Raw genomic sequence first — 17023 nt, 5'->3', positions numbered from 1 at the left:
CCCCCGGTCAGCTGTAGACTTCCGGCCGCAGCGCCCCGATCCACGGAAGGGTGCGGTACCGCTCGGCGTAGTCGAGACCGTAGCCGACGATGAACTCGTCGGGGACCTCGAATCCGAGGCAGTCGCAGTCCACGTCGACGACAACACGGTCAGGTTTGCGCAGCAGTGCGACGATCTCCAGGCTCGCCGGACCCCTGGACCTGAGTTCCTCCACCAGCCAGGACAGGGTCCTGCCCGAGTCGATGATGTCCTCGACGACCACCACACTGCGTCCGGAGATGTCGGTGGTGAGGTCTTTGACGACCGTCACCTCCCCGGAGGATTCAGCGCCGGACCCGTAGGAGGAGACCACCATGAACTCCAGCTGGGCCGGCACCGTCAGCGCGCGGGAGAAGTCGGACATGAACATTGCCGCGCCCTTGAGTACGCAGACGAGGACGAGGTCGTCCGCTGCGTCCCGGTGACGTTCACTGACCTCCGCCGCGAGCTCCCGCACCCGGGACTGCAGGGTCGCCTCGTCGATGAGGACTTTCGTGATGTCGTCGCCGAAAGGATGTGCGGGCATGTCGACCTGCATCCGGTTCTCTCTCCTCAGTAATGCGGTCTCCAGCACGCCACTGCGCCGGCGGACCACCAGTCGATGGGTGTCACGCTGCTGTGACAGGTCAATTGTAGTCGCCGGGGTGTGGTGCCGTGCCCGGCGCAGGGTGGGGGCGTACGGTGCCGGCCACGGGACCGCCACCGGCCCCTGGCCGTGCCAGCCGGTGACGAGCGCGTCGATCCGGGACAGGTGTCCGGAGGCCAGCGCGCCGGTGGTCCCTGTCAGCCAGTGCCGGTACATCCGCCGTCGCAACGGTCCGGGCTGTTCGGCGACGACAGAGACGGGCAGCGGGTCCCCGGGGACTGTCCCGGCACCGGTGAGCGCACGGGCGGCAAGAGAGTCCAGCAGGTCGGCGTCCTCCCGCAGCAGTCGTGCGCTCCGGGAGAGGGCATGGTCCGTCGCCGGGCCGAGGACGTCGCGCATCGTGGGCAGCAGTTCGTTCCTGACCCTGGAGCGCAGGATATCGGGGTGCCGGTTGTGCGGGTCGTCCCAGACGGTGATGCCCAGTTCCGCGCAGCTGCCGCGGGTGTCCGCCCGGGTGGCGGCCAGCAGCGGGCGTCCCAGCCAGGACGCCCCGGCGTCGACCACCGGGTGCCGGTGGGACATCTCCCGGAGTCCTGCCAGGCTGCCCGTCCCTGACCCGCGGGTCAGTGAGAGCAGCAGTCCCTCGGCGTCGTCGTCGGCGGTGTGGGCGACAAAGACAGGACGCCCCGCCGCGACCCGGCCGAGGGCGCGGTAGCGTGCGGTCCTGGCCGGCCCCTCCCCCGCCCCGGCGACGGTGACGGTGACGACCTCGGCCCTGGCGCCCAGCTCCCGGCAGCGGGCGGCCGCGTCCCGGGCTACCTTGTCCGACCCCGGCTGGAGACGGTGGTCGACGGTCACGGTGGTGACGTCCAGTCCCGCGTGGACGCAGGCCGCCGCCATCGCCATGGAGTCCCCGCCCCCGGAGACACCGCACACCACGGCGTCACCCTCCCCAAGTCCGCTGGTCCGGAGGAAGGACGCCAGGGAGTGCCTGACGGCGAGGGTGCGGGGTCCCGGTCGCGCTGCCACGGCCTAGATCCTGCGCAGTGCCGCGGCGAGACGGTCGAGGGCGGCGCGCCCGGCGTCCGGCTGCGAGCCGTTGGAGAGGAAGGCGAAGGTGAGAACCCGGCCGGTGTCGGTTGTCAGGGTTCCCGCCAGCGCGTTGACACCGTCGAGCGTTCCGGTCTTGGCCCTGACCCTGCCTGCGACGGTCTCCGCCCCGGAGCCCGGAAGGTACCTGTCTGCGAGAGTGCCGTCGGCGGCGGCGACCGGCAGAGCGTCGAACAGGGACCGGAGTTCCGCAGTGCCGCCGGCGCCGTCTTCGCCGCCGCCGGCGCCTTCACCGCTGCTGTCCCCCCCGCTGTCCCCGGGCGCACCGGCGGCCAGTGCCAGGAGACTGTCGAGGATCCGTGCGGTGAGTCGGTTGTCCCCGCTCATCCCGGAGCAGTCGGCGAGGACAGCGTCACCGACCGGGATCCCGTGGTCACCGAGAGTGTCGAGGACGGCCCGTGTCGCCCCGTCGAAGGTCTGCGGCAGGCCCCGGGCCGCCGCGACCTCCCGTCCGACAGCTTCCGCGAGAAGGTTGTCGCTGTGCAGCATCATGTCGCGCAGACGGGTGGGCAGGGCAGCCGACCAGACTGTCGCCAGAGCCTCACCGTCCACCGCCACAGGAGCGTCCGAAACGGTCACTGCCGCGGCGTCCGCGCCGAGCGCCTCAGCGAGAGCGCGTCCGGCGTCCGCGGCGGGGGTACCGGACCGTGGCGAGTAGTTGTCGGCGGGGTCGAGACGGCCGGCGTCGACCATCACCGCCCCGAGCGGTGCGACATTGCCCGCCGCCACGTCGTCGGTGGACCAGGTCCTGTTGAACAGGTCACCCTCGCGCACCGAGTTGTCGACGACGACGGAGGTGACCGGCACACCGGCGGACGCCGTGACCGCCTGCGCGGCCAGGTCGGACAGGGACGCCGCTCCGGTGAAGAAGCCGGATCCCGGGGTTCGCTGCAGGGTGACGTCACCCCCGCCTTTCAGGACGACCTGCCCGGGGACGGTGCCGCGGTACACCGAAGTCGGCACCCGGTCGTCGGAGGGCAGGGTGAGCAGCGCTGCGGTGGCGGTGGCGAGTTTCGTCGCCGAGGCAGGCACCAGCGGGGTGTCCGGGGAGGACGCCCAGATCTCCTGCCCGGTGGCGACGTCGGTGACACGGCCGCTCAGCCTGCCCAGCGCGGCGTCCCCGGACGGACCGGAGAGAATGCGGGCGGCGTCCCCGACTTCCGCGGCGTCCTGCTCGTCCCCGCCGGAGTCTGCGGCCGGCGGGGCCGCCTGTACGACAGCCGTGGCGGCGGGAATCTCCGCGACGGCGGCGACCCTGGTCATCGTCCGGTCCCTGACCACCAGGGCGGCGGTGACGACCACGACCGCCGCCACGGTGAAGGCTATGACGGAGATGACCCAGCGCTTCAGCTGCGGCGCCGGCCGTCCGGAACCTGCCGTGGTTCCCCTGCTGCCGTCTCCGCCCATCTGCTCCGCTTCCTCGGTACCGTGCCGGCGGGTGCCGTGCCACCGGCGCCGACTTCTGACACCGACACTGTATCCGACTCAGGCGGCGCTCACTCGACCGCCTCGAACAGGCTGCGGGCCAGCCGGTCGCGGCGGAACTGTCCGGGTGTCATGCCGTGGTGGGCACGGAACACCCTGTTGAAGGAGATTGCGGACCGGTACCCGACGGCGGACGCCACCTGTTCAACCGACCTTCCGGGGTCCCGCAGCAGCGCCCTGGCCTCCGTCATCCTCCGGTCCACCTTCCACTCCCGGTAGGACTGCCCGGTGTCACGCCGGAACAGCCGTGCCAGTTCCGGCGTGTCCGGACCGAGCCTCCGCGACCAGGTGGCCAGGGTCTGGTGGCCCTCGGCGTCGTCACGGAGGATCGCCGCCACCGACGGGCTCCTGTCGCGGTGCCCGACCGGGGGCAGGAGGGCGGCGAGTTCCCCGGTGAACTCCCCGGGGTCTCACGGGTAGGGGCGCAGGAGCGTGTTCATCACCGAGGCCCGGTACAGCAGGTCCTCCTCCGGGATGCCGGGACAGGAGAAGGGGACGGCGTGGTCGTGTGTCAGCGGCACCTCCAGCGGGAGGGTGCCCAGGCAGAGAAGCACCCCTCCCGGGGAGGTGGTGAGTTCATGCCACACTCCGGCGGGAAACCACATGAGCTGTCCGCGGGCCACGGTCACCTCACGGCCGCGCAGGCGTACACGTGCACTGCCCCGGGCCATCCACACCAGCACGTGCACCCGGTTGACCAGTGGGAGGAGTGTCGCTGCCGGCGCCTCGGGCACGGTGACGGCGTCCGGCCGGGCCGCGACCGGTCCCCCGGAAACCGACCGGAACGCCCCGGGGGTCGTCCCGGTCCTCGCCCTGAAGGCCCTGGAGAACGACGCCGGGGAGGTGTATCCGACCGCTGCTGCGGCCCTGCCGGCCGGGGTGCCGTCGGCGAGCATCCGCGCGGCGACCGCCAGTTTCAGCTCCACCCTCCACTCGCCGAAGGACATGCCGGTCTCGGTGCTGAAGATCCTGGTCAGGTGGCGGGGGCTCAGGTCAGTCTCCGCGGCCAGTTCCCTGAGGGTCCGTCGGTCGGCGGGGTCGTCCACGAGCTGACGTGCCACCGCCACTGCCGGCGGGGACACCGGGGTGACGGGGAAGGACACGGCAGGACGCCCCGGGCCGGAGAACACCCTGCGCAGGGTGACCGCGATGTCCGGGGTGACGGCAGCTTCCCGCCAGGACGGTGTGACCCACCGGGAATGGAGGTACAGGAGGAGGTCGCACAGTGGTCCGGTGAGGGTGCGCCGGACAATTCCCGCGGGGAAGTCAGGGAAGAGCCGTGACGGCAGCAGTACCGTGAACGCCACGCTGCCGGGTTCGGTGGAGATCTGGTCCACGGGCACCCCGGGCGGGATCCACAGGGCCTCACGTGCGGCGAGGTCGTGGACCTCCCCACCTGCCAGGACTTTCGCCGTGCCCCTCATCACCCAGAAGATGTGGTGGTCACTGTGGACGGTGACCGTCCCCAGCCAGCAGGCGGGCATCAGCTGGTCCACAGTCCGTCCTCGGTTCCGGTGTCACGGGTCTCACGGGACGGTTCCGTCCCCACTCTGCCCCCGGGGTTACCGGGCGCTGTCTGAGGTGATCCTACCTTCCGGTGTGCCCGCACCGGTCGGGCGGAACTCCTGCGCCCCCGGGCGCGGGGGACGTATGCTCCGTTCCATGGCGAAAGAACTGATCACCGCGTCCCGGTCCGTGCAGGCACCACCCGCGAAGGTCTGGAGGGCTGTCGCCGACCTGACGGCAATGGGCCGCAGGAGCCCCCAGTGCAGGCGGATGTTCGTTCTCGGGAAAGGGGAGCCCGGGGTCGGGACCGTCACGGTGAACCTGAACCGTCGAGGCGTCCTTTTCTGGCCCACGTGGTCACGTGTCACGGTCTGGGAGCCGGGAAAGAGACTGGAGTGGCGTGTCCCGCTGAACGGGTCCCGGTGGCGTTATGATCTGGCCGCCGACGGTGACGGAGCAACCACACTCACGGAGTCGCGGATCGTGGAGGGGGACACCTCCCTGCTGTCCAGGTTCCTCGTCGCCACGGCGCTCGGTGGCGAGCAGGACTTCGAGGCTGAACTCCTGGAGGGGATCCGCCGCACCCTGGATGCTGTGGCAGGGGAGGTCGAGCAGGCAGGCTGACCGGGGAAGGTAGACTTGACGCCCATGAGCATCGAAGTCACCATCGAGATCCCCAAGGGATCCCGCAACAAGTACGAGATCGACCATGAGACCGGCAGGGTCCACCTGGACCGCTACCTGTTCACCCCGATGGCCTACCCGGCCGACTACGGCTACATCGACGGCACCCTCGGCGAGGACGGGGATCCGCTGGACGCGCTCGTCATTCTTCCGGAGTCCGTGTTCCCCGGCGTCATTGTCGAGGCCCGTCCGGTCGGCGTGTTCAAGATGACCGACGAGGCCGGTGGTGACGACAAGCTGCTGTGTGTCATCGACGACGTCCGCTACGAGGGGTACCGGGACATCGACGACATCGCCCCCGACGTGAAGAACGAGATCGAGCACTTCTTCACCCACTACAAGGACCTTGAGCCGGGTAAAGAGGTCCACGGGTCGGGCTGGGGCGACAGGGCCGAGGCGGAGAGGATCCTCGCCGAGGCGGTCGAGCGTCACAGCTAGAGCGCTGAACGGGGCGTCGCCGGTACTCCGTTCCGGGACGCCCCGACCGCCTGCTTCCTCTGCCCCTGCCTGCGCGCCCGTGGTGTTCCCGGGCCCTGCCGGCAGGGGTTTTCCCTGCCCTGACCCGGGCGCAGTCCGGGGCACTGAAACCGGGCCACTGAAACCGGGCCGGTGCAGTCTCAGCCCTGCCCGCGGACGTAGGCGACCGCCTCGACTCCGGCGTCACGGTAGTTGTCGAGGGCGCGCACATAGTGGGGGTCGGAGGTCACGACCACTGCCAGTCCTCCCCTGTCGAGGATCAGCTGCCGGGTGTTCTCGACGTTGCCGAGGGTGCTCGTCGCAGCCTCCTCGGTGACCACGGTATTGGTCACCCCCGAGCTGCGCAGGACGGCAGCCATGGCGGACGCCTCGGACACGCACCCGGTTCTGGTGGTGCCGCCGGTGACGACGACGGTGGCGTCGGGACGGGCGACCGCGAGTTCAGCTGCGGCGTCCAGCCGGTCCTGCAGCACCTGGGGTGGTGTGCAGTCCTCGTCGAGCCTGGCCCCGAGAACGACCAACGGCACCAGAGGGTCACGGGCCAGTACCCGGAGGGGCCGAGAGGGGTCGTACACGTCGGCGTCGACGGTGGCACGGTGGGCGGTGATCCAGTCCCGGTCCTCCGTGGTGGCTGTCGCCGCCGGGGCGGTCATGCCGGCGAGGACCGCTGCCGCGGTCACCGCCACCGCCTGGCGTGACATGGTGCGGCCGGGCGCCCGCCGCCTGCCTCTGCCGGTGTCGGACACGGTGGAAGGGAAGGCGGAGGGGGCCGCCGGAGGAGAGGACCGGTGACGGTGAGGGAGCATGCGGGGCCTTCCGGTGAGGTCAGGTGATGTCAGGTGGGCGGCACTGCCCGGCGGCGCCGGACTCCACTGAAGCTTGCCCCCGCACCCCGGGCGGCGCCACCCGAACCGGGGATTCTCACGGTATTCATCTTCTCCCGCTGGGAAAGACCCGGCGCCGGCACACGGAATGCGGTGCCCGACCCCGCTGTCCCGGTACGCGGTCCGGCGTAGAATTCCGGGACATGAGTGATTTCGAGACAGTACAGCCGACGGAGGTTCCCGCCGGCGCCCAACTCATCGACATCCGTGAACCGGAGGAATACGCCCGGTGGCACGCCGAGGGTGCGGTGAACCTTCCTCTCTCCCAGCTCCAGGAGCGTTACGGCGAGTTCGACCTCGACCGGGACATCTACCTGATCTGCCTGTCGGGGGGCCGGTCCGCCCGTGCATGCCAGTGGCTGGAGATGAACGGGATCGACGCGATCAACGTCGCCAACGGCACTTCCGGCTGGAGGGACGCCGGACTTCCGATCGTTGGTTCGCAGAACTAGGTCGGCGTCCGGTGGCCCGCTTCCGGGCACCCGGACCGAAACGGGGGATCCCCAACAATTGGGTGACCCAAACCCCTAACCGCTACCCTGAAGCCTATGGCAGAATCCCCCCATCTCCCCCACGGTCTCCTCGCGTCCCCGTCATTCCAGCTGGAGCGGCTGAGGCGCCGCACCCGGGGCTTCGTGGAGGCGGATCTCGCCCGCGAAGGATTCAACCTGCGCGAGTACTGGGTACTGACCTACCTGGTGGACGGGGACGCCGCCAGTCAGACCACTCTCGGGGAGGTCATCGGGGTCGACCGGTCGGACATGGTCAGGCTTGTCGATTCGCTGGAGCAGCGGGAACTCGCTCAACGGGTCAAGGACCCGAAAGACCGCCGCCGTCAGATCATCACGGCCACGAAGAAGGGCCGCAAGGTCCAGGAGAAGCTCACCCCGGTGGTGCAGGACGCCGAGGACAAGGCCCTCGACGAGTCGACATCCAAGCAGCTCAAACACCTCAAGAAGCTGGCGAAGTCCATCATCGCCGCCGAGGAGGACTGACCCTCCCGCGGTCAGTCACCGATCTGGTCGCGGCCCCTCTTGACGATCTTCGGGTCCGGTTCACCGACGATGTCATAGTCCTTGCCGGTGTAGTCGAACTTGCTCAGCACGTAGCGCATGGCGTTGAGGCGGGCGCGCTTCTTGTCGTTCGACTTGATGGTGATCCAGGGGGATTCGTTGGTGTCGGTGTAACGGAACTGCTCCTCCTTCGCCCGGGTGTAGTCGTCCCACTTGTCGAGGGACGCCAGGTCCATCGGCGACAGTTTCCACTGCCGCACCGGGTCGACCTGCCGGATGGCGAAACGGGTGCGCTGTTCCTTCTGGGTGACGGAGAACCACAGTTTGGTCAGGCTGATCCCCGACCCCATGAGCATGTTCTCCAGCATCGGGACTTCGCGGAGGAACTCGGCGTGCTGGTCATTGGTGCAGAACCCCATGACACGTTCCACACCGGAGCGGTTGTACCAGGAGCGGTCGAAGAAGACGATCTCTCCGGCGCACGGGAAGTGCTGGATGTAGCGCTGGAAGTACCAGGACGTCGCTTCCCGGGGCGAGGGCTTCTCCAGTGCCACGGTGCGGGCACCCCGGGGGTTGAGGTGCTCGTTGAACCGCTTGATGGTGCCGCCCTTGCCTGCGGCGTCCCTCCCCTCGAAGAGGATGATGTGCTTCTGGCCGGTCTCCTTGGTCCAGTTCTGCCACTTCAGCAGTTCGATCTGGAGGGCGCGTTTGGTCGCCTCGTACTCTTCACGGTCCATGCGGTGGTCGTAGGGGTAGTTCTCACGCCACGTGTCCACCCTGTGACCGTCGGGGGTGATGAGCACCGGATCGTCCTCGTCAGAGTCGTCCACCAGATATCCCTCGGTGGCGGCCAGATCAACGATGTGGAATTCCTGGTTGTCGCCCGTCTTCTCAGCCATGACTCCAGTCTAGAGTGAACTGCCCCGGCCCCGGACACCACCGGGGACGCCGGCCCCCCGCCGTACCCCCGGGAACACACGTCGAGGTGACGGGCAGGGAAACGGACAGGGAAGCGGACGGGTACGTGAGTCTGCGGTACAGCCCGGTACAGTTCCCCGGCAGCACAGAACCCCCGGCACCGCGTACCTTCTTGCCGGTACACGGTTCCGGGGGTCAGGCAACCAGCGGGTGACGACCCGGGGTTACATGGCGGAGCGGATCAGAAGCCGCCCATGCCGCCCATCTCGTCCATGCCGCCGCCTGCAGCGGGAGCCTCGGGCTCCGGCTTGTCGGCGACGACGGCCTCGGTGGTGAGGAAGAGGCTGGCGATGGAGGCGGCGTTCTGCAGCGCCGAGCGGGTCACCTTCACCGGGTCGGCGATGCCCTCACCCAGCAGGTCGACGTACTCGCCGGTGGCGGCGTTGAGGCCGTGACCGTTCTCGAGGCCGGCGACCTTGTCGACCACGACGCCCGGCTCGAGACCGGCGTTGAAGGCGATCTGCTTCAGCGGGGAGGACAGGGCGGAGCGCACGATCTGCACACCGGTGGCCTCGTCACCCTCGAGACCGAGGTTGTCGTCGAGGACGTGGGCGGCCTGCAGCAGTGCGGAACCGCCACCTGCGACGATGCCTTCCTCAGCGGCAGCCTTCGCGTTGCGGACGGCGTCCTCGATGCGGTGCTTGCGCTCCTTGAGCTCGACCTCGGTCGCTGCACCGACCTGCAGGACGGCGACGCCGCCGGCCAGCTTGGCCAGGCGCTCCTGCAGCTTCTCCTTGTCGTAGTCGGAGTCCGCGTTCTCGATCTCCTGGCGGATCTGGCGGACCCGACCGGCGAGCTGCTCGGAGGAGCCTGCACCGTCGACGATGGTGGTGTCGTCCTTGGTGACGACGACCTTGCGGGCGGTACCCAGCAGCGGCAGGTCGGCGGTCTCGAGGGACAGGCCGACCTCCTCGGCGATGACCTGGCCACCGGTGAGGATGGCAATGTCCTGCAGCTGGGCCTTCCGGCGGTCACCGAAGCCCGGGGCCTTGACGGCGACGGACTTGAAGGTGCCGCGGATCTTGTTGACGACCAGGGTGGACAGTGCCTCACCCTCGACGTCCTCGGCGATGATCAGCAGCGGCTTGCCGGACTGCATGACCTTCTCCAGCAGCGGCAGGAGGTCCTTGACGTTGGAGATCTTCGAGGAGACCAGGAGGATGTACGGGTCCTCGAGGACAGCCTCGCCGCGCTCCATGTCGGTGGCGAAGTACGCCGAGATGTAGCCCTTGTCGAAGCGCATGCCCTCGGTGGTTTCGAGGGTGACGCCGAAGGCGTTGGACTCCTCGACGGTGATGACGCCTTCCTTGTTCAGCTTGCCGTCACCCACGGCGTACATGGCCTCGGCGATGAGCTCGCCGATCTTCTCGTCGGCGGCGGAGATTCCCGCGGTCGCCGCGATCTGCTCGCGGGTCTCGATCTCCTTGGCGGTGCTGAGGAGTTCCTCGGTGACCTTCTCCACACCGGCCTGGATGCCGCGCTTGATACCCATGGGGTTGGAACCTGCGGCGACGTTGCGCAGGCCCTCCTTGACCAGAGCCTGTGCCAGAACGGTGGCGGTGGTGGTGCCGTCACCTGCGACGTCGTCGGTCTTCTTGGCGACCTCCTTGACCAGTTCCGCACCGATCTTCTCGTACGGGTCCTCGAGATCGATCTCCCTGGCGATGGTGACGCCGTCGTTGGTGATCATCGGGGCACCCCACTTGCGCTCCAGGACGACATTGCGTCCCTTCGGGCCGAGGGTGACCTTCACGGCGTCCGCGAGGGTGTTCAGACCCTTCTCCAGGCCGCGACGGGCCTCTTCGTCAAAAGCAATCATCTTAGCCATGTGGCTCTTGTTCCTCCGTGTGAGAGTAGGAGCGACACGTACGGTTCAGACGCAGCGCCCGCGACGGCACGGGTGGACGCATGCCGCGTCATCCACCCTCACTGCACCTGAGGTGACTTCAGTCAGATTGTCTGGCACTCATAATGGGCAAGTGCTAACACCCGTTTTTAGCAGTCTCGGCGTCCGAGTGCAAGGAGCAGAATCACTCCGGCGCGCTATCCTCTACCCATGACTGACTCCCCGACCCGACCGACCGCCCCCTCCCCCCAGGACGCCCGCGCGGNAAGCCGGCATCGGAGGTAGGAGTCCGTCTCGGGGGCTCGGAGATGTGGAAAAGAGACAGCCCCAGGACGCCCGCGCGGCGATGGCGGCGCAGGCGGACTTCGTGAAAAGCGCCCTCACCGAACTGGTCTCCTTCCGTTCCGTCCACTCCACCCCCGGGCTCGAACAGGACAACGCCGCCGCAGCAGCCTGGGTCGTCGACGCCTTCCGTGAAGTCGGCGTCCCCGTCGAGCCCCACGTCACCGCCGACGGGTCGACCGCCGTCATCGGTCTGCGGGAACCCGCCCCCGGCCGCCCCACGGTCCTGCTGTACTCCCACTATGACGTCCAGCCGGCGACCGACACCACGAACTGGACGAGCTCCCCCTGGGAACTCACCGAACGCGACGGCCGGTGGTACGGGCGCGGCGCGGCGGACTGCAAGGGCCATGTGGTCATGCACCTCGCGGTCCTCCGCGCACTCAACATCCTCGCCGCCGACCGTCCCGAGCTTTCGGAGATCGGTGTCCGCGTCGTCGTGGAAGGGTCGGAGGAACGTGGCGGGTACGGGCTGGAGGACCTGCTCGACACACATCCCGAGCTTTTCGCCGCCGATGTCTTCCTCATCGCCGACTCCGGAAACGACGCCCCGGGCGTCCCCTCTCTCGGTACCGCCCTTCGTGGCACGGCGTCGGTGACCGTCACCGTGGAGACCCTCGACCAGCCCGTCCACTCCGGACAGTACGGCGGTGCGGCGCCGGACGCCCTGCTGAGCCTGATCCGTGTGCTCTCCACACTCCATGACGATGACGGGCTCGTCGCCGTCGAGGGCCTCGTCTCGGACGCACGGTGGGAGGGCAGGGGTCCGGACGCCCGGACGTTCCGCCGGGACGCCGGTGTCCTCGACGGTGTCGACGTGATCGGCGAGGCTCAGGGCCTCAGCCCGAACGACCTCACCGTCGCCCGCCCGTCGATCACCGTCACCGGACTCGACGCCCTTCCTGTCGCAGACGCCGTCAATGCGGTCGTCGCGCGCGCCGCCGCCCACGTCAGTCTCCGGGTTCCGCCGGGAACGGATGCCGTCGAGGCGCAGGACGCCCTGGTCAGACACATAGAGTCCCATGTACCGAACCACGCCCGGGTCACCGTCGACCGTGAGTCGACGGCGTCCCCGTTCGTCGCGGACACGTCAGGGCCGGCGCTCGCCCGCCTCAGCGACGCTCTCGCGGACGCCTACGGGGTCTCCGAGACCGCGCGGATCGGATCGGGCGGCTCGATTCCACTGTGCAACTCCCTGCTGGGCCACTACCCCGACGCTGAACTCGGCCTGTTCGGCATCGAGGAACCCACCTGCCGTATCCACTCTGCGGACGAGTCCGTCTCTCCCGATGAGATTTCCGCCATAGGCGCCGCTGAGCTGCTCTTCCTTGCACGGACGGCGGTCCAGACAGAAGCCCGGGCGGCGGCAGAGCCCACCGCGTGACTTGCCCCACACCGGGGTCCGAACTAAGATCCTCGACCATGCGCATCTCCCTCAAGCGAGTACCCCACCCGGGTGGAGGAAGGGACTGACCCCTCCACCTCGGGGTCTCCGCCATACTCGCGCGGTGCGTCGGTCCACATCCAACCGACACCATCGTCACCGCCAAAGGGAAAACCACTCATGTTCGAGTCACAGGACAACCGGATGTCATCCACCACACTGATCAGGTTCGCCAGGCCGGAGTCCACCGAGGACCGCCAGGCGAGCTACACCCTCCGCCCCACGGGCCGTCCGGCCGCACCACGGTCGAGTTCCGTCACCTACCGCAGTGACCGCAGGTCACAACGCATCGACAGGCGACGCAGCCGCACTTTCGCCGAGGATCCGTTCCGCGCCCGGTTCGGACGCCACCTCCCGTCCGGAATGCGTCAGGAGGCCAGGGGCATGGAATGGCGGACCTTCGTCGCCACGTACGCGCCCGAGAACATCCGGGTCGAGTCACTGCGCTCCACCCGGCTCACCGCCGGGCGCAGGAACTATGAGTTCGCGGTCACCGGGCTGACCGAGGGCATGTCCACCACGGTGTCGATCATGTCGATGGGTGCGGCAGGTGCGATGACGCAGATCCTCGCCGACCACGGCCGCCGGGTCGAGATCCTGGAGTTCCACCAGTACGACATCTTCGAGGCGACCGTCACCTTCATCTACGCGCAGCACAAGAACACGCGCGTCTGGGCCGTCGGATTCGGCGCGGACCGGGACACCTCCATCGCGTCCGCTCTGGCCTCGGCCGCCACCCGTCTGCACGGGTAGGGCCGCGGCCGCCGCTCACCCGGGCCGCGGCGTCCCCTACACTGACCGGCGCAGTGTCTCCACCGTCAGGTCCACGGCCGCGATCCAGGCCTCCGGCTGGGTGAATCCCTGCTCCGCCCCGGCGTCCCCTCTGGTGCGCACCCCTGGTTCGAGGGCGGCCCCGGCGGCCCTCGCCGCGGCGCGCTGGAGGGCGTAGTCCCCGCCACGGTCGATGATCCTCGGCACGTCGGCCAGTTCCGCGGAACACCCCAGCTCCGCGGCCAGGGGAGTCAACCTCTCCACCCAGTCCGCGATGTCGTCGGTGACCAGCCGCTCGGTCGTGTCACGGTCGGTGATGACGAGCGCGTCAAGTCCGTAACGGGCTGCCCTCCACTTGTTCTCGGCGACATGCCAGTACTGCAGTGTCGGCAGGGCGCGGCCGGCGACCCACTCGCGCTCGTAGTGCACGACCAGGCAGTGGATGAATGCCGCGATCGCGGCGACCTCGCGGACCTCCATGGTCGCGTCGGCGAAACGTACCTCCACGGTTCCGTACCGGGACGGCCGGACATCGAAGTGCATCGATCCGGTGTGGTTGATGACCCCGGAGCGGTCCTGGTCGACGTTGAAGGCCTCCCACTCCTCCCAGTCCGCGAACTGGTACGGCATTCCCGCGGTCGGAAGCTGCTGGTAGAGCAGGGTGCGGTTGGAGGCGTAGCCGGTGTCCAGCCCCTCCCACGCCGGGGATGACGCCGACAACGCCAGAACGTGCGGGTACTGCATCATCACCGCGTTGATGATCGGCCAGACCCGGTCCCTGTCCCCCACCCCCACATGGACGTGGATGCCCCATATCAGCATCTGACGGCCCCAGTACTGGGTCCGCTCGATGATCTCGTTGTAGCTCTGCTTCGCGCTGAGCACCTGGTCCCCCCAGTGCGCGAAAGGATGCGTTCCGGCCGAGAAGACCCGGACGCCGAGGTCGTCGGCGACCTCCATGATCTTGCGAAGCTGTCCCCGGAGGTCCTCGACGGCCCCTGGGACGGTGTCGTGGACGCCGGTGACCATCTCCACCGTGTTCGCCAGGAATTCACGGGTGACGGTGTGCCCGGGGTAGCGACGGTCCAGTTCCGCGAGCATCTCCGGAGCCCGGGCGACAAGGTCGCGGGACTCCGGGTCGACGAGAGCGACCTCCCATTCGATGCCGACCGTCGGTGCAGACCCCGGGAATTCCATGGCGGCGATGTTACTGCATCACCACCCCGGAAGAGTCACCGGAGCTGATCGGCGGTGAGGACGACGACCACGTCCGAGACCGGAACCTCCCCTCCCCCCGGCGTCCGCGCCGTAGCGAAGTTCCGGTTGTCCTCGTCACTGCGGGCCTCGACGGCTGCGATACCGAGGTCCTGCGCCACCTGGCGTGCCGCCGCCTCGGCAGCCGGATTGTCTCCGGGGTAGTACACCCCCGACGCGGGGTAGGTCGCGCCCGGAAGGTTTCCGGTCGCCACCGAGGTCCAGCGGTCCTCACGCAGCTGACCGGCCCGGGAGTCCGCACCTCCCTCGACATTGCTGTTGTTCAGCACGGTCACCGCGATGCCCTTGTCCACCGGCACGGTACCGGCGGGCGCACCGTCGGCGGGTGCGGGCGGGGTGTCACCGGGGGCGGGCGCCGGAGCAGAAGCCTCAGGGGCAGGCGCACCGGCACTGTCCCCCGGGACTTCCGTGCCTTGCGCCGGTGTTGCCGGGGCACCGCTCTGCGGTGCGGGGGCGGCCGGTTGTCCGGCCGTGGAGGTGTCGGCGGCGGAGTCCCCGTCCCCGTCATCGTTCCCGAAGAGTGAGAATGCTCCCCAGAGGATCAGGACGACCGCGACCGCGGTGAGGATCATGGCGAAACCCCTCAGCGGCGGACCTGACTTCTCCGCGTCGGCGTCACCGGCACCGGTACCCGCTGCAGCGCCTGCCCCGGCGCCGGCGGCACCGGCGGCACCGGCCCGGGGTTCTTCCGGGGCGCCGGGGACGTCTCCGGCGGCCGCGGCAGGGTACGCGTAGGCCGGGTCGTAGTCGTAGGCGGAGTCGTACGTGGCGTCGTGGGCGGAGCCGTACGAGTGGTCTCCGTACGACCGGTCCCCGTGGGAGCTGTCGCGGTCGACACTGTCAGGTGGATTCCCGTCGGAATCCCGGGCATGGCGCGGTCCATTGTGATCAGTCACGCCCCAATATTAACTTCAGCCCCGCCTTTCCAGCAGTATCCTCACCGTGACCGGGTCCTCCTCACGCGCCTCCGGTCTCTCGATAAGGGCATTGAGCTGCTGAAAGTACCGCCAGGGCTCCACTCCGAACCGACGACGGATCTCCTCCTCCTTCGCTCCCTCGGCCGACCACCTCAGGCGTTCGAAGGCGAGAATCTCCCGTTCCCGGTCGTTCAGCGCAGTCATGCCCGTAAAGTGTAATACCCGTCACCACCCTGACGATCTCACCCCCGAACTGTCAGGTCAGTACCTCTGCCAGCAGGTGCGGACACCCAGAGATTTTCCAGAACCTTTCAGGAGGCCCCGTGGCGACCGCCACCGCTCACCCCGCCGGACCCGTGTCCGGGTCCCGTTCCAGAGAAGAGAAACGGGTGCTCGCCGGCACCCTCGTCGGAACCACCATCGAGTGGTACGACTTCTTCATCTACGCCCAGGCCGCGGCATTCATCTTCGCCCCCCTCTTCTTCGAGCCCGTGGGCAGCGCCTCGCTGGCCCAGATCTTCTCCTGGGCGTCCATCGGCATCAGCTTCCTCTTCCGCCCGCTCGGCGCGATCATCGCAGGTCACCTCGGTGACCGATACGGACGCAAAGCGGTGCTCGTCGTCACCCTGGTCGGTATGGGCGCTGCCACCGCGCTCATCGGCGTCCTCCCCACCTACGGCACCATCGGCGTGGCCGCACCCGTCCTGCTGATCCTGCTGCGCATCCTGCAGGGCTTCTCCGCCGGCGGAGAGTGGGGCGGCGCCGCCCTGATGTCCGTCGAGCACGCCCCCCGCGACAAGCGGGGGCTGTTCGGCTCCTACCCGCAGATCGGCGTCCCCCTCGGACTCATCCTGGCGACCTCGTTCATGTACGTCCTCACCAGTTCCCTGTCCGAGGACGACTTCCAGTCCTGGGGCTGGCGCATCCCCTTCCTGTCCTCCCTCCTGCTCATCGTGGTGGGCTACCTGATCCGCGCCGGCGTCGCCGAATCCCCGGTCTACCTCGACATGCAGTCCCGCCAGAAGGACGCCTCGGCCCCGCTGGGACGCCTGTTCCGCGACCACTGGCGCCGGGTGCTGCTCGCCGCCCTCATCTTCGCCGGAAACAACGCCACCGGCTACATGGTCATCGCCTTCTTCTCCTCCTACGGTGCGAAGACCCTGGGGATGGAGAAGTCACAGACCCTCGTCGCCGCGATCGTCGGCGGTATCGCCTGGCTGGTGCTCACCATCTACAGCGGCCGGCTCTCCGACCGCATCGGCCGCCGGGTGACCTTCGCCCTGGGCTACGTCCTGCTCATCGCCTGGGTCGTTCCCATGTGGTACTTCATCGACAAGGGCACCACCGCGTCATTCATCTTCGCCATCCTCGTGCTGACCCTCGGCCTGGCGCCCTCCTACGCCCCCCAGTCCGCCCTCTACGCCGAGATGTTCCCCGCCGACGTCCGCTACTCCGGGACCTCCATCGGCTACGCCTTCGGTTCCATCCTCGGCGGTGCCTTCGCCGCCACCTTCGCCCAGATGATCCTCGACGCCACCGGACGGTCCTGGATGATCGGCCTCTACCTCGGGGGAATGTGCCTCATTTCCCTGGTTGCGGTACTCATGGTGCCGAAGTCGGTGGAGAAGTCGGACCTCCACGTCTGACCGGAAGACAGCGGGTTATT

Annotated in this window: 17 protein-coding genes; 7 read left to right on the top strand and 10 right to left on the bottom strand. The window is 68.6% G+C overall.

What is annotated here, in order from left to right; all coding sequences use genetic code 11:
- Positions 1-7 precede the first annotated feature (7 nt).
- From hpt to E0E18_RS11290, 4 genes are all read right to left on the bottom strand, one after another.
- The gene (gene hpt, locus E0E18_RS14400) at positions 8-1654 is read right to left on the bottom strand and encodes a hypoxanthine phosphoribosyltransferase (protein ID WP_318552403.1); all 1647 of its coding nucleotides are present in this window, start codon (positions 1652-1654) and stop codon (positions 8-10) included.
- Between the two features lie 3 nt (positions 1655-1657).
- Positions 1658-3142, bottom strand: a complete 1485-nt coding sequence (locus tag E0E18_RS11300; protein WP_130840884.1) for a D-alanyl-D-alanine carboxypeptidase — start codon at positions 3140-3142, stop codon at positions 1658-1660.
- A gap of 89 nt (positions 3143-3231) precedes the next feature.
- Positions 3232-3558: a helix-turn-helix transcriptional regulator gene (locus E0E18_RS11295; protein WP_161972284.1), complete on the bottom strand. Its 327-nt coding sequence runs from the start codon at positions 3556-3558 to the stop codon at positions 3232-3234.
- A 72-nt stretch (positions 3559-3630) separates the two neighbouring features.
- Entirely contained in the window at positions 3631-4716 is a 1086-nt protein-coding gene (locus E0E18_RS11290) for a helix-turn-helix domain-containing protein (protein WP_130840880.1), read from the bottom strand.
- 166 nt (positions 4717-4882) lie between these two features.
- Here E0E18_RS11290 and E0E18_RS11285 point away from each other — a divergent pair, with 166 nt between their 5' ends.
- Entirely contained in the window at positions 4883-5350 is a 468-nt protein-coding gene (locus E0E18_RS11285) for an SRPBCC family protein (RefSeq protein WP_066589512.1), read from the top strand.
- A gap of 24 nt (positions 5351-5374) precedes the next feature.
- Positions 5375-5848: an inorganic diphosphatase gene (locus E0E18_RS11280; protein WP_066586810.1), complete on the top strand. Its 474-nt coding sequence runs from the start codon at positions 5375-5377 to the stop codon at positions 5846-5848.
- Between the two features lie 179 nt (positions 5849-6027).
- Here E0E18_RS11280 and E0E18_RS11275 read toward each other — a convergent pair whose 3' ends face one another.
- Positions 6028-6693 carry a YdcF family protein gene (locus E0E18_RS11275; RefSeq protein ID WP_110482059.1) on the bottom strand — a complete coding sequence of 222 codons (666 nt, stop codon included), beginning with the start codon at positions 6691-6693 and terminating at the stop codon, positions 6028-6030.
- Positions 6694-6914: 221 nt separating this feature from the next.
- On the opposite strand from E0E18_RS11275, the gene E0E18_RS11270 reads away from it, so the two are divergent.
- Together E0E18_RS11270 and E0E18_RS11265 are read left to right on the top strand one after the other, a co-directional pair.
- Positions 6915-7223, top strand: coding sequence for a rhodanese-like domain-containing protein (locus E0E18_RS11270; protein ID WP_066586804.1), 309 nt, complete (start codon positions 6915-6917; stop codon positions 7221-7223).
- A 96-nt stretch (positions 7224-7319) separates the two neighbouring features.
- Complete coding sequence (locus E0E18_RS11265) at positions 7320-7766, top strand: MarR family winged helix-turn-helix transcriptional regulator (RefSeq protein WP_066586801.1); 447 nt, start codon at positions 7320-7322, stop codon at positions 7764-7766.
- 11 nt (positions 7767-7777) lie between these two features.
- On the opposite strand, the gene ppk2 is transcribed toward E0E18_RS11265, so the two are convergent.
- On the bottom strand, positions 7778-8683 hold the full coding sequence (gene ppk2, locus E0E18_RS11260; RefSeq protein ID WP_066586798.1) for a polyphosphate kinase 2: 906 nt from the start codon (positions 8681-8683) through the stop codon (positions 7778-7780).
- Positions 8684-8943: 260 nt separating this feature from the next.
- Positions 8944-10590, bottom strand: coding sequence for a chaperonin GroEL (gene groL / locus E0E18_RS11255; RefSeq protein ID WP_066586795.1), 1647 nt, complete (start codon positions 10588-10590; stop codon positions 8944-8946).
- Between the two features lie 364 nt (positions 10591-10954).
- On the opposite strand from groL, the gene E0E18_RS11250 reads away from it, so the two are divergent.
- Together E0E18_RS11250 and E0E18_RS11245 are read left to right on the top strand one after the other, a co-directional pair.
- A complete protein-coding gene (locus tag E0E18_RS11250; protein WP_130841445.1) occupies positions 10955-12334 on the top strand; it encodes a dipeptidase in 1380 nt (459 codons plus the stop codon).
- Positions 12335-12514: 180 nt separating this feature from the next.
- Positions 12515-13147 carry a hypothetical protein gene (locus E0E18_RS11245; protein WP_078057280.1) on the top strand — a complete coding sequence of 211 codons (633 nt, stop codon included), beginning with the start codon at positions 12515-12517 and terminating at the stop codon, positions 13145-13147.
- A gap of 36 nt (positions 13148-13183) precedes the next feature.
- Here E0E18_RS11245 and E0E18_RS11240 read toward each other — a convergent pair whose 3' ends face one another.
- Genes E0E18_RS11240 through E0E18_RS11230 form a run of 3 tightly spaced genes read right to left on the bottom strand, consistent with a single transcriptional unit; the run spans position 13184 to position 15561 of the window.
- The gene (locus E0E18_RS11240) at positions 13184-14362 is read right to left on the bottom strand and encodes a glutamate--cysteine ligase (RefSeq protein WP_130840878.1); all 1179 of its coding nucleotides are present in this window, start codon (positions 14360-14362) and stop codon (positions 13184-13186) included.
- Positions 14363-14397: 35 nt separating this feature from the next.
- On the bottom strand, positions 14398-15336 hold the full coding sequence (locus E0E18_RS11235; protein WP_130840875.1) for a LytR C-terminal domain-containing protein: 939 nt from the start codon (positions 15334-15336) through the stop codon (positions 14398-14400).
- Positions 15337-15351: 15 nt separating this feature from the next.
- Positions 15352-15561, bottom strand: coding sequence for a DUF3263 domain-containing protein (locus tag E0E18_RS11230; RefSeq protein WP_066590224.1), 210 nt, complete (start codon positions 15559-15561; stop codon positions 15352-15354).
- 119 nt (positions 15562-15680) lie between these two features.
- Between E0E18_RS11230 and E0E18_RS11225 the strand changes: the two genes are divergently transcribed.
- Positions 15681-17003 (top strand): MFS transporter, encoded by a 1323-nt coding sequence (locus E0E18_RS11225; RefSeq protein ID WP_066590221.1) that lies wholly within the window; start codon positions 15681-15683, stop codon positions 17001-17003.
- Positions 17004-17023: the final 20 nt, after the last annotated feature.

This window comes from Corynebacterium neomassiliense (assembly GCF_900626215.1).
Taxonomy (GTDB): Bacteria; Actinomycetota; Actinomycetes; order Mycobacteriales; family Mycobacteriaceae; genus Corynebacterium; species Corynebacterium neomassiliense.
Note: the sequence above shows the minus strand (reverse complement) of the source record. Positions and strands in the feature narration are given on the sequence as shown.